This window comes from Sphingobacterium sp. Lzh-3 (genome assembly GCF_046764375.1).
In the GTDB taxonomy this organism is placed as follows: Bacteria; Bacteroidota; Bacteroidia; order Sphingobacteriales; family Sphingobacteriaceae; genus Sphingobacterium.
In genome coordinates this window covers 6,182,577-6,204,105 of the sequence record NZ_CP177226.1, presented here as the reverse complement: position 1 = coordinate 6,204,105, position 21,529 = coordinate 6,182,577, and the positions used below count along the sequence as shown (strand labels likewise).

Sequence of the window (21,529 nt, the reverse complement as noted above, 5' to 3'; positions counted from 1 at the left end):
TCTAAAATTGTTAATAAGTTGATTTACAATACGCGACAAAAAATATGTTGATAACTTTCTCTGAGAACGAAGATGACAAAAAAAAATCAGCTAAAAAACTAAAATATAAAATAATTAATAAACCATTATATATCAGATGTTTACTATGTAAAATTGTGGAAAACTAGCGCTAAAATTGATCTCTAAAAATAATTATTAACATTCCAAATTTATTTGAAAAAAAAGAACAAAAAAAGTAGCAAACTAACTACGTCTCAGTCCTTAAGGTCTAAATCTAAATTAACCAAAATAATAGCTAATTACAATCTTTAGTTCATATATTTTTAATATTAAATTTATAAGAATTTAAAGCCAACTTAACATCCTTGCTAATGGACGATTCAACTTATTTATGTCCAACTGTAAAACAAAAATCTGTATAATTTATCCGAAAGAAAAAAACACATTGTAACATATGAGATTAATTGTGATCTCCAAAAATGTGATACTATAGAAACAAAAAAGGAGGTCCATAGGGATCTCCTTTTTTGTTTCTATAGTGTATAACTTTTATCCGACCATTGAACTGGTCAATTTTCCATTACAAAGTTTTTTAGCTTCTGCTATGATCGCATTCGCATCGTAGTGCGCATTCTTCCACTGTGCATTTTGTTCAGCATGCTCAATGATCTTATCCGGAATACCTAAACGAACCACTTGGCTATGATATCCATGATCTGCCATAAACTCCAATACAGCCGAACCTATGCCCCCTTGTAAACTTCCATCTTCAACCGTGATAATTTTATCAAACTTTTTAAAGACCTGATGGAGTAAGACTTCATCTAATGGTTTAGCAAATCGAAGATCATAATGTGCTGGGTGTATCCCTAATTCATTTAACTGCTGTACCGCTTTAACGGCTTCATTTCCTATAGCGCCAAAGCTCAATATAGCAAGCTCTTCCCCATCCGTTATAAGACGTCCTTTTCCAATTTCAATTTCCGTAAATGGACGACGCCAGTCTGGCATAACACCATTTCCTCTCGGATATCTAATAACAAATGGACCTTTATTGGGTAACTGAGCTGTATACATTAAATTTCGTAACTCTTCCTCATTCATCGGCGCAGAAACCGTCATATTTGGAACACAGCGCATAAAAGCGATATCGTAAGCTCCATGGTGTGTTGCACCATCTGCTCCTACCACGCCCGCACGGTCCAAACAGAAAACGACGTTCAGATTTTGCAATGCAACATCATGGATTACCTGATCATAGGCCCGTTGCATAAATGATGAATAAATATTACAAAATGGCAATAGTCCCTGAGTTGCAAGTCCAGCACTGAAAGTAACAGCATGTTGTTCGGCAATACCAACGTCAAATGCACGCTCAGGCATAGCTTTCATCATAATATTCATGGAAGAACCGGATGGCATTGCAGGTGTTATACCCACAATCTTATCATTCTCTTCTGCAAGCTCCACCAAGGTATGTCCAAAGACATCCTGAAATTTGGGAGCCACCGGTTTGTCACTTGATGATTTCTTGATCTCACCGGTAATTTTATCAAATAAACCTGGAGCGTGCCACTTCGTCTGGTCTTTCTCCGCCAATGCGAAGCCCTTTCCTTTGATAGTGACAGCATGTAATAATTTGGGACCTGGTATGTGTTTAAGATCTTCAAGCGTTTTAGCCAATTTTTTGACATCGTGCCCGTCAACTGGTCCAAAGTATCTAAAATTTAAAGATTCAAATAGATTAGCATTTTTCAGCAAAGTTCCCTTTATGCTTTTTTCAAGTTTTTTGGCAATGCCAAGTGCATTGGGACCAACTTCTGAAATCTTTGTCAATACTGCTGCTATATCGTCTCTAAATCTGTTGTATCGCTTAGAGGTGGTAATGCTTGTTAAATACTCCTTTAATGCACCAACATTCGGATCTATCGACATGCAGTTATCATTTAAGATCACCAAAAGATTTGATTTAGAAATTCCAGCATGATTCAATGCCTCAAATGCCATTCCTCCCGTCAATGCACCATCACCGATTACAGCAATATGCTGACGGTCTTTCTCACCTTTTATCTGAGAGGCAACAGCCATACCCAGCGCAGCAGAAATAGATGTTGACGAGTGACCAACACCAAATGCATCGTATTTAGATTCAAAACGGTTTGGAAAGCCCGAAATCCCGTTCTCAATTCGATTTGTATGAAATATGTCGCGGCGACCTGTTAGGATTTTATGCCCATAAGCCTGATGACCCACATCCCAGATCAATTGATCGTATGGGGTATTCATTACGTAATGTAACGCCACCGTTAACTCGACGACTCCCAAACTTGCTGCAAAGTGACCACCATTAACCGAAACCTGATCAATAATAAATTGACGTAATTCCTGACTTAACTGTTCTAATTGGTCTTCCTTTAGCTTTTTAAGATCAGAGGGATCGTTTATTTTACTTAATAGTTCTCCAGCCTCAAACTGCATAGTACTGCTATTTACATGATATGTTCGTACAAAGTAACGACAATTTTATTTAATCTTTAAAATTAAATCGCATTTACATATTGAGGTACAACAAATAAAATAATGAATAGTTTGTATCGAAGTTATTCCAAAAGATTTTATATGTAAATTTGTATAAGATATGCAAGTAGAAGAAGGCTACGAAATCAAGCTTCCTCAATTTGAGGGACCTTTTGATTTATTATTATTTTTTATCGAACGGGATGAATTAAATATCCACGATATACCGATTTCAAAGATTACAGATGATTTTTTATCGTATGTGAGCCAAATGCAAGCGCTCAATATGGAAATGGCAAGCGAGTTTATCTTTGTTGCTTCGACACTGATGCGTATTAAAGCTAAAATGCTCTTGCCTCGCCTAGATCTAGATGAAAATGAGAATGAAATCGATCTTAGAGAAGATCTTGTTCAAAAACTTATTCTCTATAAGCAATTTAAAGAGACCTGTGAAGATTTGAGAGTCTTGGAGGAGGATCGTCTCAAACTATACAATCGAGGCAACATACGCTATGATATCCAACAAAGACTAAAATTAGATTCTACCGGAGAAAATTTGGATAGCTTCGACCTTTATAGTCTAATGATGATTTACGAGCAAATGATGTATCAATTCCGTAATCGTCCCCCAGAAGTAACACATACAGTTGTCAAATATCCATACACCATTGAACAACAGAAGAAAGCAATAGCCGAACTGATTGAAATCAATAAAAAGTTGGATTTTCAAGAAATTCTTAAAAACTCAGAAAATAAAATACAGTTTGTCTATAACTTTTTAGCAATTCTTGAAATGCTGCAACAGAGATTATTACAGATCGAAGTGGGCTTAGGCTATAACAATTTCAATGTAGGTGAAAGAGATCCAAATGAGGTAGAGGAACTCCGGCTTGAGGAGCAAGAAGCATAAAAAAAAGACCTGTTTTGAACAGGTCTTTTTCGTATTAATCTTTTTTCTTAAAAGCATTCCAACCCTGGGCCGTTATCGGATAAAGATTCCCTGATTTGGAAATCATTTCACAGCCTTCAGTACTTGGGGTCATATAACCAATAATGCTAATATCCGGTAAGTTTTTGATTTTATCATGATCAGCCTGAGCTATTGTGAACAGTAGTTCATAATCTTCACCACCATTTAGTGCAGCTACCGTTGGATCAATACCAAATTCCCGCCCCGTATCATAAGTCATCTGATCCAATGGAATCTTTTCCTCATATAATCTGCAACCTTTGTCAGATTGCCTACAAATATGTAGAATTTCCGATGCAAGCCCGTCTGAAATATCCATCATCGCTGTTGGCTTGATCCCTAGCTTGGCAAATAATTCAACAATGTCTTTCCGGGCTTCAGGTTTCAATTGACGTTCAACGATATAATCCTTTCCCTCTAAATCAGGCTGTACATTGGGATTTTCTAAATAGATATCCTTTTCGCGCTCCAAGAGCTGTAAGCCCATATAAGCTGCCCCTAGATCACCAGACACACACAAGAGATCACCTTCCTGAGCACCACTACGATAAACGATCTGATCTGCATCAGCATAACCTATGCTTGTCACAGAAATAACCAAGCCTTGGGCTGAAGCCGAAGTGTCTCCGCCAATTAAGTCAACATTATATTTCTTACAGGCAATCAATGCTCCCTGATAAATCTCTTCTACAGCTTCCAATGGAAATTTTGAGGACAGACCTATCGAAAAGGTAATTTGTGAAGCTATTCCATTCATCGCGTAAATATCGCTCAAATTGACCTGAACAGCTTTGTAACCTAAATGTTTTAACGGAACATATCTAAGATCAAAATGAATTCCTTCCAAAAGTAAATCTGTAGATATCAAGGTTTTCTTACCTCCAAAATCTAGAACAGCAGCATCATCGCCAATCCCTTTAATTGTAGATTTTTCTGTTAATTCTACAGCTTTATTTATATAATCAATCAAACCGAATTCACCCATTTCTTCCAAATTGGTTCGCTCGGTGTTATCAAAATCAAACATGCTAAAAAGTTTAAAAGTTTAATATAGATAATGCCAGCTGATAATCATCTCCCAGAGATATATCCGGATGGCATTACAAAATAAGTATTACTATAGGATCAATGGCTCCTCTGCTTATACATTACACTCTTTTGAAGCACATATAAGCAGCTTAATGAAGCTGTTGATGATCATTGAAAACCAAACAGTTATTATCCTTGTGATCAAAAATTATGCAAATTTCTATAAGCCTAAACTTGCCGATATTTCCAACATACGTTCAATAGGACGCTGGGCTCGGAGAATAACATCTTCGGGAAGGAGGATTTCGGGTGACTCATACTTTAGACAGTTGTATAGCTTTTCAAGCGTATTAAGCTTCATATGCGGGCAATCATTACATGCACAGGCATTATTAGGAGGTGCAGGAATAAAAGTCTTATGTGGACTTGCTTTTTGCATTTGGTAGAGAATACCTGATTCTGTAGCAACAATATAAGCTTGGGCCGTATCGGTCTGGGTAAATTTAAGCATGCCCGCAGTCGATCCCACATAATCGGCTATCGCCAGTATATGATCTTCACACTCCGGATGGGCAATAAACTTAGCATCGGGGTGCTCGCTTTTCAAACGATCAATTTTATCTTGAGAAAAAATTTCATGGACCATACATGCACCATTCCAAAGCACAAGATCTCGTCCTGTTTTCTTTTTAACGTATGCTCCGAGATTACGATCGGGGCCAAAAATGATCTTCTGATCCGCTGGCAGGCTCTCTACGATCTGAACAGCGTTACTAGAGGTACATACGATATCGGAAAGCGCTTTCAATTCCGCCGTACAGTTTACATAAGTGATGACCAAATGATCAGGATATTGTTCCTTAAATTTAGCGAAAAGATGCGGTGGGCAAGAATCTGATAGTGAACAACCTGCTTTGGCATCTGGCAGAAGAACCTTTTTCGTCGGTGAAAGTATTTTAGCCGTCTCAGCCATGAAATGTACTCCAGCAAAAACAATTACATCTGCATCAGTTTTCGCAGCTTCCTGGGATAAACCAAGGCTATCTCCTATATAATCCGCTATATCTTGAATTTCAGACTCTTGATAATAGTGAGCCAAGATGACAGCGTTCTTTTCTTTCTTTAATCGTTGGATCTCTTTAATCAAATCCAGTGAGGGATCAATCGGAGCATCGATATAACCTTTTGCTTGAAGCTCATAATTTACAATTTCCATGCGAGTAGTTTCAACTTTTATGAACAGCAAAAATAAGCATTGTTAGATATATAAAAGTCAATTAAAAGCAAATTAATCAGGTCGTAGTAATATACCGCTCGCCTGGATGTGATTCATTATTAGATAATAACAGATAAAACACTGATATAAAGCCTCTTATTAATCGATAATAGATTACAGCGGATCTTCCAAGCGCAGCTTATTGGATAATGTCAGTTTTCAAATTTGATCGAACAACTGCAACTGCTGCCCAATTCATGATCTTGCAGCACTGACAGCGAAATACCTATTAAAAAATACAAAACAAACGTTTATAGATATTAATAGTTAAATTAATTTATATAAAGTTTAATTACAGAATATTACGCCCATATAAACTCTTTTAGACTTGAATATTTAGGAAACTATTCAAACTCTTTGTTTATACCAAAAGCTGAAGGGGTTTATTTCACATTATTTCGATCTTCGAAAATCAGTTTCATACAGAGCCAACCTTCATAGCCTAAGGAACGTTTTTAGGCATATTACAAAACAATGAAAAATATAGCACAAAAGGAAGCTTTATTTATTAACATTTCAGATTAAAAAACGTTTTTAAGCTCATATAGGAGAGATTAATGGATTCTGGATTGATCTAAAATTTTATATCAAATTCTCAGCGGGTTTATTTTGTAAAATTGAAGCAAACTGTATCTGCCTGCAGCATTGAACGCCTATAAAATATCTTCGAAAACAAAATAAACGCTCTGAGAATCGTCTATAGCATATTGTATCATTACCTTCCCTAAATATGCCATTCTAATCGCAAATATTTGAAGTTTATATATTTTTTGTTTACCAACCACAAACAGCAACGAAGGCCAGAATTGGGCGAAAATCTATTTTCGGCAATAAAAATACGTCAGAGACAATCAATACAAAACAATAATTTCTGGAATAAGTGCTGTTACATTTGCGTATAAAAATACTAGCAGCTTGTAGAAATAAATATAGGAATGTAGCGAGGTAAATTTACGCTAATTCAGGGTCAATAGCGTTGAATCAAATAATTCAAATAAACCCTATAAGAATTGGATATTTATAAGAAAATCTAAAAGAGTCGAGTAGAAGCGAATCTAAAAGAGACTAATTCGCGGAAATTGAAATAAACAACTAAATGACACTTACAGCATCCAAAATAAAGTGGATGAGAATTTAATATTGGCCACAATAACCTAAGATTGTGCATTTATCTAATTCTAAGAGGGTTTGATAAAACTTTTACAATTTAATATTACAAAATTTAAGAATCAATGATGAATTCTGCCAAAATAAAATCAATTATACCTAGTATCCGGATAAAAGCCAGTAAATAGCACCCTCAAGAACTCAATATAACAAAATCGGAACGTATATCCGGTTAAACCGAGCATTTAGCGATAATTATCGCATAAATTACAAAAAAATCAGTAAATACAATTTAAAAGTAATTAATTTATATAAAAACGAAATATAAATTCTTTAAAAAATATACATTCTCAAATTTATATTAAATTTGGTGAATTAAACCGATTCATACTCAAATAGATAAATAATATTAAAAGATAACACTAAATATGCGATTGACAAAGCACTTTCAAAGCATGTTAGTCGCTTAGAATTAAATATTCCAAACAAACAGCGAAAGAAGTCAATATATTCAATCTATAAGAGCTTTATTTTAGAAAAATACGCCCTGAGAATGATATAAAAAGATTCTTTATAACAATGATCCAGAATATTCGAATCTCACAGATCTAAATTTGGACAATTACTCCATCTAATGGATGTTGGGCTGCAAATATAGTAAGATTGTTTGTTCTACAATAAACTATTTGAAGAAATTATTTGCAATCCAAAATTATAAACAAGCTAATCTTAAAATTTCACTTAGATCGCAAACAGTTCACTATTTAAACGCATAGAATGCAATAAAAAGCACTGAAAACAAATTTTGTAAAAATATCCAATTTTGAGCGGGTTTATTTTTAAACAATAACCTTGAGATTCTGTTTAAAATTCAATTACGCCAAAACCAAACGGATATTATAGCCAATCCGAATACAATAACCCGATCCAGGAATAAAAAATTCCAATAAGCATTACCGTTCATTTTGAAAAATTTGCTGATAAAGTTATAAAAATTCAGCATTCAAATTTTAACTCGTTCACAAGACCATATTCAAATATTTTTTTTAAAAAAAAGCAAATAAGCAAACCTAAAGCGACTTAAAATCGAAATAGTAAAATCAACTAAATTACCTTTTTCAAAAAAATTTTTAAAGCAAAAATTAGTAGCTATTAGAATCGAATAAAAGAATTTATCTCGTTGAAAGCTAGAAATATTGAAATCTCATAGCACCAAAATGAGAGTTAAACCTTTTCTTTATCGATTTCCATCAGTTACAATCCCATAAAATTGAAATAAGATCCCATAAGAGAAAATATCCAAGTATAAAACGGCTTAAATGAATTTTTTCTTAAAAAAAATTATAAATAACGCGCTGAAACTACTTTAAATCCATATGTAAAAAAAAATAAAATAAATATCCGATCCTAAAGCGCTTTAAAAGCCAATAGGAAATTTAAAAAATAATATAAACTCAATTAGAATTAAATATTTCAATAGGGGACTCCATAATTCCCGGATATCGAAACCTAACGGACTCTAATCGAACTTGACAAAACTAAAAAAAGATTTTCGAACGTATTCCACAATCTTTTTTTTCAATAAATACTAATTATTTAAAATAGAAAATCTCTTATTGTTTATTATGGTGTGGAAAAGTGGTATAAATTAGGTTATTTCAATTTTGATTTTAGGTTTTTAAAGAGTTTTCAACAATTTTTCAACAGGATTTATCTATTAAAGAGCTGATTTTTAAAATTCTAATTTATCGTATTTTTTATTTTCCATATATTTTTGTTGAATAGTTTTTGTTTAGAAAATGTGGAAATCTATGGATTTTTGTGCGGAAAAATTTTAGAAATAAGGCTTCAAAATAGGGGATTTGTGAATTGTTAAATACTTTTCATTTTTATTTAACCTTTTATTTACACGTTTTCCACATTTTTCGTTAATTTGAATCGTCACTTTTGGGGATAGTTTGTGAATTTTAATTTATATGGCAGATAGAAAGGTAGATTTTTTGGTCATTGGATCAGGTATTGCTGGATTGAGCTTTGCTTTAAAGGCATCGAAATTCGGTAAAGTATTGATAGTCACTAAGTCCAATGAGGATGAGTCTAATACAAAATATGCGCAAGGGGGAGTGGCTGCCGTTGTGGATAAGTCAGATAGCTTTGAAAAGCATATCATTGATACTCAGATTGCTGGGGATGGTTTATGCGATGTTGAAATTGTGGAAAACGTAGTAAGAGAAGCACCGGAACGGATAGCAGAACTTATTTCATATGGGACATCATTTGACAAGGAGGAATCGGGCTTGTATGACCTTGCAAAAGAGGGGGGACATTCAGCTCATCGTATTTTACATTATAAAGATATAACTGGCTACGAAATAGAGCGTGCATTATTGGCTCAAGCACATAGTGATCCTAATATTGAAATTGTAACACATTACTTTGCCATTGATTTGATTACACAGCATCATCTGGGTGAGTACGTGGATAAAAATAGGGAAGACATCACCTGTTATGGAATTTACGCTTTTAATACCTCATCACATTTAGTAGATCAGATTTTGAGTAAGGTCACCGTGATGGCCTCTGGCGGAGCTGGTCATGTTTATTCAAGTACAACAAATCCAACTATTGCGACTGGAGATGGTATAGCAATGGTGTATCGGGCAAAAGGTAAGGTGCGTAATATGGAGTTTATGCAATTTCACCCTACTTCTTTATATAATCCAAAGGATTCGCCTGCATTTTTGGTATCCGAAGCTGTACGTGGATTTGGGGGGATTTTAAGGAGGGTCAATGGTGAATCTTTTATGGAGGAGTACGATGAACGTGCTTCTTTGGCACCGAGAGACATCGTTGCTAGAGCGATTGATGCCGAGATGAAGAAATCAGGTATAGATTATGTTTACCTCGATATTACGCATCGGGATAAACAGGATATCATCAAGCATTTTCCAAATATTTATGAAAAGTGCCTGTCGATCGGACTGGATATGGCGAAGGATTTTATACCAGTTACGCCGGCGGCGCATTACCTCTGTGGCGGTATCTATGTAGATGATTTTGGACGCAGTAGCCTTGTTAATTTATATGCTTGCGGTGAGTGTTCTTCTACTGGACTACATGGTGCAAATCGATTAGCTTCTAATTCGCTTCTTGAAGCACTTGTTTATGCACATCGTATTTTCTTAGACGCCACAAAGTCGATAGGATTGATTAACCATGTGGTTGACGTTCCGGAATGGGATGACTCTAAAACCTCACTTTCAAATGAGGATATTTTAGTAAGTCATAATTTGCGCGAATGCCAAAAGATTATGAGTGACTATGTTGGTATTGTGCGTTCCGATTTTAGACTGGAAAGAGCCCTAAAGCGTTTACATTTATTGTATGAGGAGACAGAAGAATTCTATCGAAATACCAGGCTTTCTGTTAAATTGTGTGAATTGCGTAATGTTATTCAGGTAGCTTATATTGTGACAAAATCAGCTATGTTGAGGAAAGAAAGTAGGGGATTGCATTATACAACGGACTACCCGAAACATTCGGAAGTACTACAGGATACAATTTTTTAAGGAATATGGCACTTATTTTACCTGTTTTAGATATATCTCCGGTGATAGCCGAAGAATGCTTCTTAGCACCTAATTCAACGATTGTGGGCGATGTAAAGATTGGACATCACTGTTCTGTATGGTTTAACGCTGTAATACGTGGAGATGTCAATTATATTCGTATTGGTAATTATACGAATATTCAAGATGGTGCTGTTATACATTGTACCTATAAGAAATGCGGTACAACGATTGGAAATTATGTGAGTATAGGCCACCAGGCTATGGTACATGGATGTATTTTGGAAGACCATGTACTCATTGGTATGGGAGCTATCGTTATGGATAATGCTATTGTTGAATCGAATGTTATTGTAGCAGCTGGGGCAGTAGTTTTGGAAAATACACGTTGTGAATCGGGATTTTTATATGCTGGAGTACCTGCGAAAAAGATAAAGGCACTTACTGAAGAGCAGAAAGATCTATTACAGCAGCTACCACATAATTATGTTCTGTACAGCTCCTGGTTTTAGCTTAATCGAATTAGCAGTGTTTTAAATTATTATTTTAGAATGGCCTCAATTATTCTTTTTTGAGGCCACTCAATGAAAAACTGTCTTTTTGTTCCCAATTAGCACGTATAGTAAATACCTTATTTAAATATATAACAGGTTCCGGAAAGGTTTTCTTTTCGACATCTCCGGTATCCCAGATTCCATTATCGTTGTCGTCGCGAATTACACGTATGCTATACTTTCCTCCTGGATACTGTTTGTATATGACGGTCGGATTGTTCATGTTTATTTTGTCGACGCGATAGACTTTATCTTTTTTCTCATTGATTAGCTCTACCAGATATGTGGTATTGCTATCTAGATCTGTAAAATCAAATGTCAGATCCCCATAGTTTTCACTATCGTCATAAGTCAAATCCAGCTTTTTCTCTTTATTTTGCTCGCCAAAATAGCCTGTTATGGCGCCTTCTGTAAACTCAATTTGGTACTTTTTATCTTTTCTCCAATTATATCGAATATGGTAGATATTGGTATTCGCTGTATCAACGGCAAGTTGGTAATTGGTTCGGACCAATGAGTCTTCTTTGAATTTCAACTTGGTTTTATCGATATTCTTGATCGGTGTAAATGCAGATACCTGAAGGTGCGTAATCCGATCGACTCGCCCATTATTTGGGGTAAAAATTGGCTCAATTGTCTGCTCTATTTTTACATTCCCTTTTCTGATTAGAATGGTGTCCAATGGTCTTTCATTTTCTGTCAGAACTAACTTTAGGGAGTCTATTTTTAAATTTGGAATAAACAAAGTAGCGGAGTCTGATGTATTTGAAAAGCGTACTATTTTATCCTTGTTGTTTACTTCATCATTTAGGATATTGAGCTTGGGTTTGTCCACTCGCCTGTTAAAAATAAGAAGAATACTTCCATTTTTTTCAAATTTCTTTTCTTGCGTTCTAAACTTTTTTGGGGTTCCTTTGAATATCTCCAAATTGATATTGTTTAAGTCCCGCGCTAGCACGATAGAGTCTTTTAGGAAACCTATTTCTTCATCAGCGCCATTATAGATCCTGTCATTGTTCTTTTCTTGAAGTGCGTAAATGCGATAGGTTCCTTCTCTTAAATTGTTTAGTTTGTAATTGCCTGCAGTATCCGTTGTCGTAAATATATTAGCTTTCTTCTTCCCGAAAATGGAGTCTTGGCTAATGGGGATCAATAAGACTTTAACATCTTTTTGGACCTCTTTGGTCACAGCGCTTTTTACATTACCAGATATACTGAGTGAATCTATTTTGTCTCCTGTTGCGAATACATAAGCATAATTGACCAGTGCATTTCCTGCATTATAGTCCACTAGTCCTTTACCGAAATATATGCTGTAAGTTGTATTTTTTTCTAGGGAATCAGGTAAGGTAATTTCTAGATTTTTTTTCTTGACCTTGAATTCTGGGTTACTCCCCATGTCTGGTGTGATACTAAATTCTTTTTGTTGATTTGCCAGTTTGATATATTCGTCGAAGGTAATAACTATTTTTTTTGCTGTAAAATTCTTCGAAAAATTCGTAGGGCTTTCCAGTAGTATTTTCGGCGGAATAGAATCTTTTGGTCCTCCCGTAGGTTGCTGTATGCTTGCACACTGTATAGACAAGCCAATAAGCATAATAAACATGCTTAAAATAAGTAATCTTGTTTTTAAGCTACTTTTTAGCCTTTTTGAACCACTTTTATTTTCTCTTAAAGAAGTTGTCATAAAAAATAGAATATTGTCTTAAATCGCTTATTTTAAGCTATGTGATGTTTTGTGTGTAAATATTTGTATATCAGTTATTTAGCTCATGTGTACCATCAATACTGTGATATCAGAGGGTGAAACACCCGAGATTCTTGAAGCTTGCCCCAATGTACGTGGTTTAACCTTTGACAGCTTTTGTCTCGCCTCAATGGATAGTGATATTAGCAAGCTGTAGTCGAAGTCGGGGTTTATTTCTCTATCTTCCATCTTCTTCATACGATTGACTATTTCCATTTCTTTATCGAAATAGCTTTCATATTTGATATTGATCTCTGCTTGTTCGATGGTATCGTTATCAAATTGGGATACATAATGCGCAAAGCCTTCGTCTCCTTTCAGAATATCTTGGATACCAACTTGTGGTCTCGCAAGTACATTACTCAGCCTTGTTTTCTGAGGAAGTGCGCTCGAACCAACTTCCGCTAAAACAGTATTCATCTTTTCGACATTGGTTGAATTTTGTTTTAGATACTCGATTATTTTAGTTGAGTTATCAATTTTGTCTTGTACTTTTTTGAGTCTTTCTTCTCCTACTAATCCCAATTTGTAAGCTAATGGGGTTAGGCGAATATCAGCATTGTCCTGGCGTAAAAGTAGGCGATGTTCTGCTCTTGATGTAAACATACGGTACGGCTCTTCAGTTCCTTTTGTTACGAGATCGTCGACCAATACACCTATATAAGATTCGGATCTTTTTAGAATAAGTTCCTTATCATCGTTGATGCGTTGATGCGCATTAATCCCTGCTAGGAAGCCTTGAGCAGCGGCCTCTTCATAGCCAGTAGTCCCATTGATTTGTCCTGCAAAAAATAGATGCTTCACCAATTGGGTTTCTAGGGTTAGATCCAATTGCATTGGTGGAAAGTAGTCGTATTCTATGGCATAACCTGGTCGGTACATCTTCGCATTTTCGAAGCCAGGAATTAATTGCAAAGCTTTTAATTGTACATCTTCCGGCAATGAGGTCGAGAATCCATTGACATAGATTTCTACTGTTTTAAAACCTTCGGGCTCCACGAATATCTGATGTCTTTCACGCTCGGCAAAACGATTTATTTTATCTTCTATTGAAGGGCAATAACGCGGGCCCAATCCTTTGATACGTCCCGTAAACATAGGTGATTTTTCAAACCCAGTACGAAGCATTTCGTGAACTTTATCATTTGTGTAGGTAATCCAACAACAGCGTTGTTCAGTAGGTATTTCTACATCTGTATAAGAAAACCGCCCTCTTTTTTCGTCGCCCCACTGTTCTTCCATCAATGCATAGTTGAGGCTTCTTCCATCTATACGAGGTGGTGTCCCTGTCTTCATTCTTCCTGATTCGAAACCAAGGGAAACAAGTTGTTCGGTTAAACCTGTGGCGGCCTTCTCTCCTGTTCTACCGCCTCCAAATTTCTTATCGCCAATGTGAATTACACCATTTAGAAAAGTTCCATTGGTTAGTACCACAGCGTCCGATTCTATTTCTATTCCCATCGAAGTGATGACACCGCAAGCTTTTCCATTTTTGACGATAACTTCTTTTACGGTATCTTGCCACATATCTAAATTTGGAAGAGACTCCAATTGTAACCTCCATTCTTCAGCAAAACGCATTCGGTCATTTTGTGTACGTGGACTCCACATAGCTGGACCTTTCGAAAGATTGAGCATTCGGAATTGAATGGTTGATTTATCTGCTATGATACCCGTATACCCGCCCATAGCATCAATTTCTCTTACAATTTGTCCTTTTGCTACACCACCGATAGCGGGGTTGCAACTCATTTGGGCTATCACCCCCATATTCATTGTGATGAGTAAAGTGGACGAACCTAAGTTGGCTGCTGCCGCCGCTGCCTCACATCCGGCATGCCCTGCACCAACGACAATTACATTATATTTTTTAAACATTGTTCTATTCTTGTTCCACGTGAAACGTGGCGTTTTTATTTCTTTGTAAATTTACGTTTTCTTTATGTTTCACGTGAAACCTCTGATGAAATTTTACATAAAATCAGCAAGATATAACCATCTTTCGGATTTGTCGTCTATCTGTTTTTGGATAGATTGAATTTCTTCCGCTAAGGAAGAAAGTTTCAGATGATCTGTTACCTGGTTTAGTTCCTCCGTTTTTAATATTACTTGTGTTTCCAGTTTTTCGATTTCTTCTTCTAGTTTATTATACTCCAATTGTTCCTTGTACGAGAGTTTTTTCTTTTCCTCTTTTACAATTGGCTTTACCTGTTCTTGGGTTATCCTTTTTTGTTTCTCCTTCTCTAATTTTTGGATTTCCTCCTGTTCAAGTTTAAAGTCGGCATAATTTCCATTGTATATCTGTACGCTCCCCTTTCCTTCAAAGATGAAAAGTTGATCGGTCAATTTATCTAATAGATACCTGTCGTGTGATACTAATATGAGTACCCCTTTGTAGTTGTCAAGAAAATCTTCCAGCACGTTTAATGTATCAATATCAAGATCATTGGATGGCTCATCCAGAATTAGGAAATTAGGATTCTTCATTAAAACTCGCATGAGCTGAAGTCTTTTTTTCTCTCCTCCGCTTAATTTGTTAACGAAACCAAATTGTTTTTCAGGAGGAAATAAAAAATGGGTTAGCAACTGTGAAGCCGTAATTACTTCCCCATTTGCCATTTCAATATAGTCTGCTATATTTTTTACAACATCTAATACTCGATCGTTTTCATTTACTTCCAATCCACCCTGTTTATAGTAGCCATATACTGTGGTTTCCCCTACCGCTATAGATCCTGTATCAGGTTTTTCTTCTCCCGTGATTAAATTAAGAAAGGTTGATTTTCCAGTGCCATTTTTTCCAGCTAGACCAATACGATCACCTTTTTTAAAAGTGTATGAAAAATCATGTATGATTTCTTTTGCTCCATAACGTTTGGCAACATGTTCTAGTTCGAGTATTTTTGAGCCCTGTCGGCTTACTTTTACACTGAGTTGTACCGAGTCGTTTCCTTTAATTGCTTTAGATTTTTCTTCCAAGTCATAGTATGCTTCAATACGTGATTTGGATTTGGTACCACGTGCCTGTGGTTGACGACGCATCCACTCCAATTCACGGCGAAGTAGATTTCTGCTTTTCTCAACCATAACCGCATCAATAGTTTCGCGTTCGGACTTCTTTTCTAGAAAATAAGAATAGTTACCTTTATAGATAAAGAGATTGCCCCTATCCAGCTCTCGAATCTCAGTACAGATATTATCCAAGAAGTAGCGATCGTGCGTTACTAAAAGAACGGTTTTGCTACCTGTTGTTAGTAGTTTTTCAAGCCATTCAATAGTCTCTATATCCAAATGGTTGGTGGGTTCATCTAATATATAAATATCCGGCTCGTCTATCAAAAGCTTGGCTAGCGCAAGGCGTTTTCGTTGGCCTCCTGATAGACTTTTGATGTCTTGATGGAAATCCATAATATTTAAACGATTAAGAATCGTCTTAATATTATGCTCATACTCCCAGGCATTCAATGAACTTATTTTTTCTGTAAGATCTTCTAATTTTTTCTGATCGATATCAGTCTCCAATAGCAGCTCCTCGTACTCTCGGATAAGACGCTGTTGATCGTTGTCTGTACTATAAATAAAATCATTGATTGATTTTAATCCTGTGAAATCAGGATCCTGTTCTAAGAAACCAATTTTTATACCTTTTTCTTTTACAACTTTTCCTGAGGTTGGTAAGATTCGCTCTGCTAAAATGGCGAGTAAGGTTGATTTACCTGTGCCATTGATTCCGACCAAGGCCACACGGTCACCCTTTTGGAGACCAAAATGTAAATCTTTAAAAAGCCATCGATCATGGAAGGAATGGCTTACTTGTTCTGTAGCTAAAATACTCACGTTATATCACCCTAAATTATATTCAGTCAATTTACACGTCAAAACACGACCAAGAGGTTTCTTCCCTTGGTTGCGCATATTGTGTTGATAATCAGCTATTTGATACTTTATTGTTGATTATCAGTTATTTATATATTGAATCAATAATCGTTTTGATTGCTGACTAATTTAATCTATCGGGTGGCATACGATCAAATGCTAGCATTTGCCATCGGGTAAAATGATAATACCCCGAGGTTAGCTTGTTCATTTGGAATGCTCGCAAAAATAAAGAAATAGTTTCTTATTCGATGCGAAAAAAGCTTCGTTATTTGATTAATTGGCAATAATGATACTGCCTTGATAAAATTAATTCAATGCGTAATCAGCTATCAGATTGAAACGTGGTATTTCAACTTGAAAGCTGCCGTTGTCCAGTGTTCGGATCATATTGTAATATCCTTCCATGAATCCGAATTCGCTATTGAGATTGCAACCTGAGGTATACTGATGAGTCTGGCCAGGTTCTATAATAGGTTGTTCACCTACTACCCCTTCTCCAGATACCTCTCTATAGTCTCCTTTTGCGTCAAAGATTTTCCAATAGCGACTTATCAATTGAACCGTGTAATCGCTGAGATTTTCTATGCTGATATGATAAGCAAACATGAAATGTTCACGGTCCGGATTCGAATACTCTGATTGATAGATGGTTTCAACCGAGATTTTTACGCCTTCTGTAATTTGTGTGATCATTTGAATGATGTTTATTGTTGCAATGAATATTTACGCTAAAATACTAATAATGAGTTTAAAAATCGAAATTATAATCATTTTAAAAGGTTAAATAATGCTAAGTTTAAAATTAGTATAGCCAAATGGACCTTAATTAGTAGGTTTGTATTATGGCAAATGGTATCTTATATTTAATTCCTGTTCCATTGAGTGATGACGCAGCTTTCCAATCGTTTACTGCATATTTAGTGGAAACAATTAATTCATTGGACGAGTATATTGTGGAAAATGAAAAAACGGCTCGTAAGTTTTTAAAACTTGCAGGTTTAAAGATTCCGCAGAGCGAACTAAAAATTCATGATTATGGAAAGCATGTGCGGGATAAAGGAAATATAAATGATTTTTTTGGAGGCTTGAAACAGGGCAAAAATGTTGGTTTAATGTCTGAGGCAGGATGTCCTGGCGTTGCTGACCCTGGAGCTTCTATTGTAGCACGGGCACATCAATTGGGTATTAAAGTCGTTCCTCTTGTTGGACCAAGCTCTATTTTACTAGCGCTTATGGCTTCTGGATTTAGCGGTCAGAAATTTGCTTTTCATGGGTATTTACCTATCGATAAAAATGATCGAGCTAAGGAAATTAAAAATCTCGAACAACAATCAGCACGCGAAAAGCAGACTCAGATTTTTATTGAAACTCCATTTAGAAATAATCAGCTTTTGGCTGATCTACTAAAAATATGTAAACCTTCCAGCTTACTCTGTGTTGCGTCAAATGTAACTGCGGCCGATGAAAATATCCAAAGTTTGACGGTTGCTGAGTGGAGAAAACGATCGTATGATTATCATAAAAAGCCTACTATTTTTTTACTTTATGCATGATGTTTTCATAGTTCCCCCCTACCCTATCTTCATTGATGAGGCTTAGTTGAGAAGCTAAAAGCTGTTTTTAGTAGATTGAATCATGTTTTAGTAAAGTAAGTAAGTGCTTACGTCTTGTTTTTGGATAAAAATGTAAACTGGGTTATCAATATATTTTCTCAACAGATTTTGTTAAGTGTAAAGGATGTTTTAAGATATAACACAATGAATTACTGTAAATTACTGTTTATTATATTTTTCTTTTCATTAGTTGGATTCGGTAAAGATGTTTCTGCGCAGTCTTCTACGTATGTGATCGTCCATGGAGCTTGGGGTGGAGCTTGGCAGTTTAAAAATACTGCTGTTGAGTTAGCGAAGAAGGGAAATGAGGTTTACCGCCCTACACTAACAGGCTTGGGCGAGCGTTACCATTTAGCAGATACTTCTATTCGATTGCAAACTCATGTCAATGATGTTGTAAATACGATTCTGTTTGAAGATCTTCATGATATTATACTGGTGGGACATAGTTATGGTGGTATGGTAATTACGGCTGTGGCCGATAGTCTTCCGGATAGAATACGTAAATTGGTTTACTTGGATGCTATACTTCCGGAGGATCAGCAATCGGTCATAAACTTAATGGGGAAATCTACAGCAGCAAATGGACTGTTAAAATTAGAAAAGGATGGTTATATTTTTCCGTTCTGGGTGAAGGACGTTAAGAAGCTTCCTAGAGATGTCCCCCACCCGCTAAAAACAATGACAGATAAGATTAATTTAAAAAATCCGAAACGACTTAAGATCCCAAGTACATACATTTTGACTTATACGGATGGTACAGCAATTGAGGAGGACGATTTTTACCCGTTTTATAAGAAAGCTAAAACCATGGGTTTTAAAACAATTGAATTTGTTGGAGATCATAATCCACAAATAAAAAGGTTGAAAGAATTAGTAGATTTGTTGGAACAGGAATAATAAATAAGCAATAAATAGTTCAATGACGCAAGAGGAATTAATAAAAGAGTTAAGTAAGCCCGAAGTAATTTATACCGCTATGGCTATTGTGGCTATACGTATTATTGTATGGCTTTTATTTGCGAATACAATTCGAAAGACCTTAAAATTGGTCGCCAAAGAAAATAGATTAATGACGCCTAACCAATCCTGGTTAGTTGCCATTCCGCTGGTTAATATTTATTGGAATTTTCAGGTTGCGTCGCGTCTAAGGGATTCTTTGATCAATGAGTTTTATGATCGGAAAATAGCTGTGGAAGAAAACCCTACGTTTAGGAAAGGATCGCTATATGCATGGATTTACTTGGCCACAAATATTCCTCTCCCACTTTCCATTTCCGGTGTACTGATCATTATGCATTTTGTGACCTTGGCTAATTATTGGTTTGAAATTAACGCGAATAGAAGAATTTTGGAAGAACATAATAAATTTAGAGAAAAGGAGGTAATTGTAGACCATGAAAATTAAAGAAGTCATTGATTATTTGGAGCAATTGGCTCCTTTAGATTTGCAGGAGTCTTATGACAATGCTGGGCTTATTGTGGGCGACGCCAATAGAGAGATTACAAAAGTGCTCATTTCTTTGGACTGCACAGAAGCTGTTGTAAAAGAAGCCATTGATAAAGGATGTAATTTAATTGTTTCGCATCATCCTATTGTGTTCAAGGGCCTAAAAAAATTTAATGGAAAAAATTATGTGGAGCGTACGGTTATTAAAGCAATTGAACATAAAGTTGCATTATATGCCATTCATACAAATCTCGACAATGTTACCGGTGGAGTGAACACGAAAATTGCCGATAAATTGGGATTAGAAAATCAGGCTATATTGGAATCTAAAACAGATATATTGCGGAAAATGGTCGTTTTTGTACCAAGGAGTCATGTTGAAGATGTCCGACAGGCATTGTTTGATGCGGGTGCAGGTAAAATCGGAAAACACTATGATCAATGTAGTTTTAATACGGCAGGTTATGGTAGTTTTAGACCTTTAAAAGGGGCCGATCCTACCATTGGAGAGATTGATGTTCAAGAGCGTGTAGAGGAAACACGAATTGAGGTTATCTACCTGAAATCTAATGAAAGGAAGCTACTTTTAGCACTCTATGAAGTTCATCCCTACGAGGAAGTAGCCTATGATTTGTTTGATATTCAAAATACGGCTACCGAAATTGGTGCTGGAATGATTGGAAATTTGGCTGAACCAATGGCTGAATTGGAATTTTTAGCTTATCTTAAGGACAAACTGAGGTTGAATGTCATTCGTCATACAGCCTTATTAGATAAAAAAGTTAGTCGTGTAGCTGTCTGTGGTGGCTCGGGTGGATTTTTACTTGGTGCAGCCAAACGTTCTGGCGCTGATTTTTTTGTTACAGCAGACTATAAATATCATGAATTTTTTGATGCTGAAGGTGAAATAGTGATTGCAGATACGGGACATTTTGAGAGCGAACAATTTACGCAAGAATTATTGTACGACATTATTACGAAAAAATTTCCTAACTTTGCAACCTTAACAACAGAAATAGATACAAATCCTATAAAATACTACAGTTGATGGAACAAACCGTAGAACAAAAATTGAAAGCATTATGGCTTTTACAAGCCATACATACTAAAATAGACAAAATTCGCCAAGTTCGTGGTGAATTGCCTATGGAAGTTGCAGATCTTGAAGATGAGATTGCGGGTTTAGAAACTCGTATTGAGAAGATCAGAATAGACTTAGACGATTTAGAAGATTCGATCGTTAAGCGTAAAAACATGATTAAGGATGCCCAAGCTGCTATCAAAAAATATGAGTCGCAGTTAAATGAGGTAAAAAATAATCGTGAATACGACGCTATTTCGAAAGAAATCGAAATTCAAGGTCTTGAGATTCAGGTTTGTGAAAAAAGAATTAAAGAAGCAGAATTCGAAATTCGCAACAAGACAGAAAACTACGATACTACTGTAGGTAATCTTGAGTATAGCAAAAACGAGCTTGAGGGAAAAAAGAAAGAATTGGAAACAATTACTTCTGAAACTCAAAAGGAAGAAGATGCATTATTGGCTAAAGCTGCTGAAGCTGAAGCTAATATCGAAGAACGTTTGGTAAAGGTATATTACCGTTTACGTAACTCGTTCAAAAACGGACTTGCTGTTGTGTCGATTGATCGCGATAGCTGTTCAGGATGTCATAATAAGATTCCTGCTCAAATGCAATCAGAAATACGTCAACGTAAGAAAATCATCATTTGTGAGCACTGTGGTCGCGTTTTGGTCGATGAAGGAATTGTGTTAGAAATCGAACAAGAGTACGGTTTCTAATCTTCAATAGCTAAAGAA

The 21,529-nt window shown here is 35.9% G+C and carries 15 protein-coding genes; 8 read left to right on the top strand and 7 right to left on the bottom strand.

Translation table 11 applies throughout. The annotated features are described in order from the left end of the window. Positions 1 to 549 precede the first annotated feature (549 nt). A complete protein-coding gene (dxs, locus tag ACLCDV_RS25955) occupies positions 550 to 2,478 on the bottom strand; it encodes a 1-deoxy-D-xylulose-5-phosphate synthase (protein ID WP_201666941.1) in 1,929 nt (642 codons plus the stop codon). Positions 2,479 to 2,638: 160 nt separating this feature from the next. On the opposite strand from dxs, the gene ACLCDV_RS25950 reads away from it, so the two are divergent. Then, on the top strand, positions 2,639 to 3,427 hold the full coding sequence (locus ACLCDV_RS25950; protein WP_286735536.1) for a segregation and condensation protein A: 789 nt from the start codon (positions 2,639 to 2,641) through the stop codon (positions 3,425 to 3,427). A 34-nt stretch (positions 3,428 to 3,461) separates the two neighbouring features. On the opposite strand, the gene thiL is transcribed toward ACLCDV_RS25950, so the two are convergent. Further along, on the bottom strand, positions 3,462 to 4,514 hold the full coding sequence (thiL, locus tag ACLCDV_RS25945) for a thiamine-phosphate kinase (protein WP_317669002.1): 1,053 nt from the start codon (positions 4,512 to 4,514) through the stop codon (positions 3,462 to 3,464). Between the two features lie 222 nt (positions 4,515 to 4,736). Then, the gene (gene nadA / locus ACLCDV_RS25940) at positions 4,737 to 5,732 is read right to left on the bottom strand and encodes a quinolinate synthase NadA (protein WP_088163401.1); all 996 of its coding nucleotides are present in this window, start codon (positions 5,730 to 5,732) and stop codon (positions 4,737 to 4,739) included. A 3,143-nt stretch (positions 5,733 to 8,875) separates the two neighbouring features. Between nadA and nadB the strand changes: the two genes are divergently transcribed. Both nadB and ACLCDV_RS25930 read left to right on the top strand, forming a co-directional pair. Continuing rightward, positions 8,876 to 10,468: an L-aspartate oxidase gene (gene nadB / locus ACLCDV_RS25935; RefSeq protein WP_333576051.1), complete on the top strand. Its 1,593-nt coding sequence runs from the start codon at positions 8,876 to 8,878 to the stop codon at positions 10,466 to 10,468. 5 nt (positions 10,469 to 10,473) lie between these two features. Beyond that, complete coding sequence (locus ACLCDV_RS25930) at positions 10,474 to 10,980, top strand: gamma carbonic anhydrase family protein (RefSeq protein WP_153847929.1); 507 nt, start codon at positions 10,474 to 10,476, stop codon at positions 10,978 to 10,980. 49 nt (positions 10,981 to 11,029) lie between these two features. On the opposite strand, the gene ACLCDV_RS25925 is transcribed toward ACLCDV_RS25930, so the two are convergent. From ACLCDV_RS25925 to apaG, 4 genes are all read right to left on the bottom strand, one after another. Continuing rightward, the gene (locus ACLCDV_RS25925; RefSeq protein WP_411972575.1) at positions 11,030 to 12,619 is read right to left on the bottom strand and encodes an Ig-like domain-containing protein; all 1,590 of its coding nucleotides are present in this window, start codon (positions 12,617 to 12,619) and stop codon (positions 11,030 to 11,032) included. A gap of 168 nt (positions 12,620 to 12,787) precedes the next feature. Beyond that, positions 12,788 to 14,647, bottom strand: coding sequence for a tRNA uridine-5-carboxymethylaminomethyl(34) synthesis enzyme MnmG (gene mnmG, locus ACLCDV_RS25920; RefSeq protein ID WP_411972574.1), 1,860 nt, complete (start codon positions 14,645 to 14,647; stop codon positions 12,788 to 12,790). 93 nt (positions 14,648 to 14,740) lie between these two features. Further along, complete coding sequence (locus tag ACLCDV_RS25915; protein WP_411972573.1) at positions 14,741 to 16,606, bottom strand: ABC-F family ATP-binding cassette domain-containing protein; 1,866 nt, start codon at positions 16,604 to 16,606, stop codon at positions 14,741 to 14,743. A 348-nt stretch (positions 16,607 to 16,954) separates the two neighbouring features. Continuing rightward, positions 16,955 to 17,341: a Co2+/Mg2+ efflux protein ApaG gene (gene apaG, locus ACLCDV_RS25910; RefSeq protein ID WP_046673176.1), complete on the bottom strand. Its 387-nt coding sequence runs from the start codon at positions 17,339 to 17,341 to the stop codon at positions 16,955 to 16,957. A gap of 149 nt (positions 17,342 to 17,490) precedes the next feature. Here apaG and ACLCDV_RS25905 point away from each other — a divergent pair, with 149 nt between their 5' ends. The 5 genes from ACLCDV_RS25905 (at position 17,491) to ACLCDV_RS25885 (ending at position 21,511) form a co-directional block, all read left to right on the top strand. Then, positions 17,491 to 18,201 (top strand): SAM-dependent methyltransferase, encoded by a 711-nt coding sequence (locus ACLCDV_RS25905; protein WP_333576058.1) that lies wholly within the window; start codon positions 17,491 to 17,493, stop codon positions 18,199 to 18,201. 204 nt (positions 18,202 to 18,405) lie between these two features. Next, a complete protein-coding gene (locus tag ACLCDV_RS25900; RefSeq protein ID WP_333576059.1) occupies positions 18,406 to 19,161 on the top strand; it encodes an alpha/beta hydrolase in 756 nt (251 codons plus the stop codon). A gap of 22 nt (positions 19,162 to 19,183) precedes the next feature. Continuing rightward, positions 19,184 to 19,669 carry a hypothetical protein gene (locus tag ACLCDV_RS25895; RefSeq protein WP_317669010.1) on the top strand — a complete coding sequence of 162 codons (486 nt, stop codon included), beginning with the start codon at positions 19,184 to 19,186 and terminating at the stop codon, positions 19,667 to 19,669. Next, a complete protein-coding gene (locus ACLCDV_RS25890) occupies positions 19,659 to 20,759 on the top strand; it encodes a Nif3-like dinuclear metal center hexameric protein (RefSeq protein WP_411972572.1) in 1,101 nt (366 codons plus the stop codon). Before ACLCDV_RS25895 ends, ACLCDV_RS25890 begins: the two co-directional genes overlap by 11 nt. Continuing rightward, positions 20,759 to 21,511, top strand: a complete 753-nt coding sequence (locus tag ACLCDV_RS25885) for a zinc ribbon domain-containing protein (protein WP_046673181.1) — start codon at positions 20,759 to 20,761, stop codon at positions 21,509 to 21,511. Before ACLCDV_RS25890 ends, ACLCDV_RS25885 begins: the two co-directional genes overlap by 1 nt. Positions 21,512 to 21,529 lie beyond the last annotated feature (18 nt).

Excerpts from the sequence above, each read along its gene's own strand:
- dxs (WP_201666941.1), bottom strand. The coding sequence starts at position 2,478 with ATGCAGTTTGAGGCTGGAGAACTATTAAGTAAAATAAACGATCCCTCT.
- ACLCDV_RS25950 (WP_286735536.1), top strand. The coding sequence starts at position 2,639 with ATGCAAGTAGAAGAAGGCTACGAAATCAAGCTTCCTCAATTTGAGGGA.
- thiL (WP_317669002.1), bottom strand. The coding sequence starts at position 4,514 with ATGTTTGATTTTGATAACACCGAGCGAACCAATTTGGAAGAAATGGGT.
- nadA (WP_088163401.1), bottom strand. The coding sequence starts at position 5,732 with ATGGAAATTGTAAATTATGAGCTTCAAGCAAAAGGTTATATCGATGCT.
- nadB (WP_333576051.1), top strand. The coding sequence starts at position 8,876 with ATGGCAGATAGAAAGGTAGATTTTTTGGTCATTGGATCAGGTATTGCT.
- ACLCDV_RS25930 (WP_153847929.1), top strand. The coding sequence starts at position 10,474 with ATGGCACTTATTTTACCTGTTTTAGATATATCTCCGGTGATAGCCGAA.
- ACLCDV_RS25925 (WP_411972575.1), bottom strand. The coding sequence starts at position 12,619 with ATGCTTATTGGCTTGTCTATACAGTGTGCAAGCATACAGCAACCTACG.
- mnmG (WP_411972574.1), bottom strand. The coding sequence starts at position 14,647 with ATGTTTAAAAAATATAATGTAATTGTCGTTGGTGCAGGGCATGCCGGA.
- apaG (WP_046673176.1), bottom strand. The coding sequence starts at position 17,341 with ATGATCACACAAATTACAGAAGGCGTAAAAATCTCGGTTGAAACCATC.
- ACLCDV_RS25905 (WP_333576058.1), top strand. The coding sequence starts at position 17,491 with ATGGCAAATGGTATCTTATATTTAATTCCTGTTCCATTGAGTGATGAC.
- ACLCDV_RS25900 (WP_333576059.1), top strand. The coding sequence starts at position 18,406 with ATGAATTACTGTAAATTACTGTTTATTATATTTTTCTTTTCATTAGTT.
- ACLCDV_RS25895 (WP_317669010.1), top strand. The coding sequence starts at position 19,184 with ATGACGCAAGAGGAATTAATAAAAGAGTTAAGTAAGCCCGAAGTAATT.
- ACLCDV_RS25890 (WP_411972572.1), top strand. The coding sequence starts at position 19,659 with ATGAAAATTAAAGAAGTCATTGATTATTTGGAGCAATTGGCTCCTTTA.
- ACLCDV_RS25885 (WP_046673181.1), top strand. The coding sequence starts at position 20,759 with ATGGAACAAACCGTAGAACAAAAATTGAAAGCATTATGGCTTTTACAA.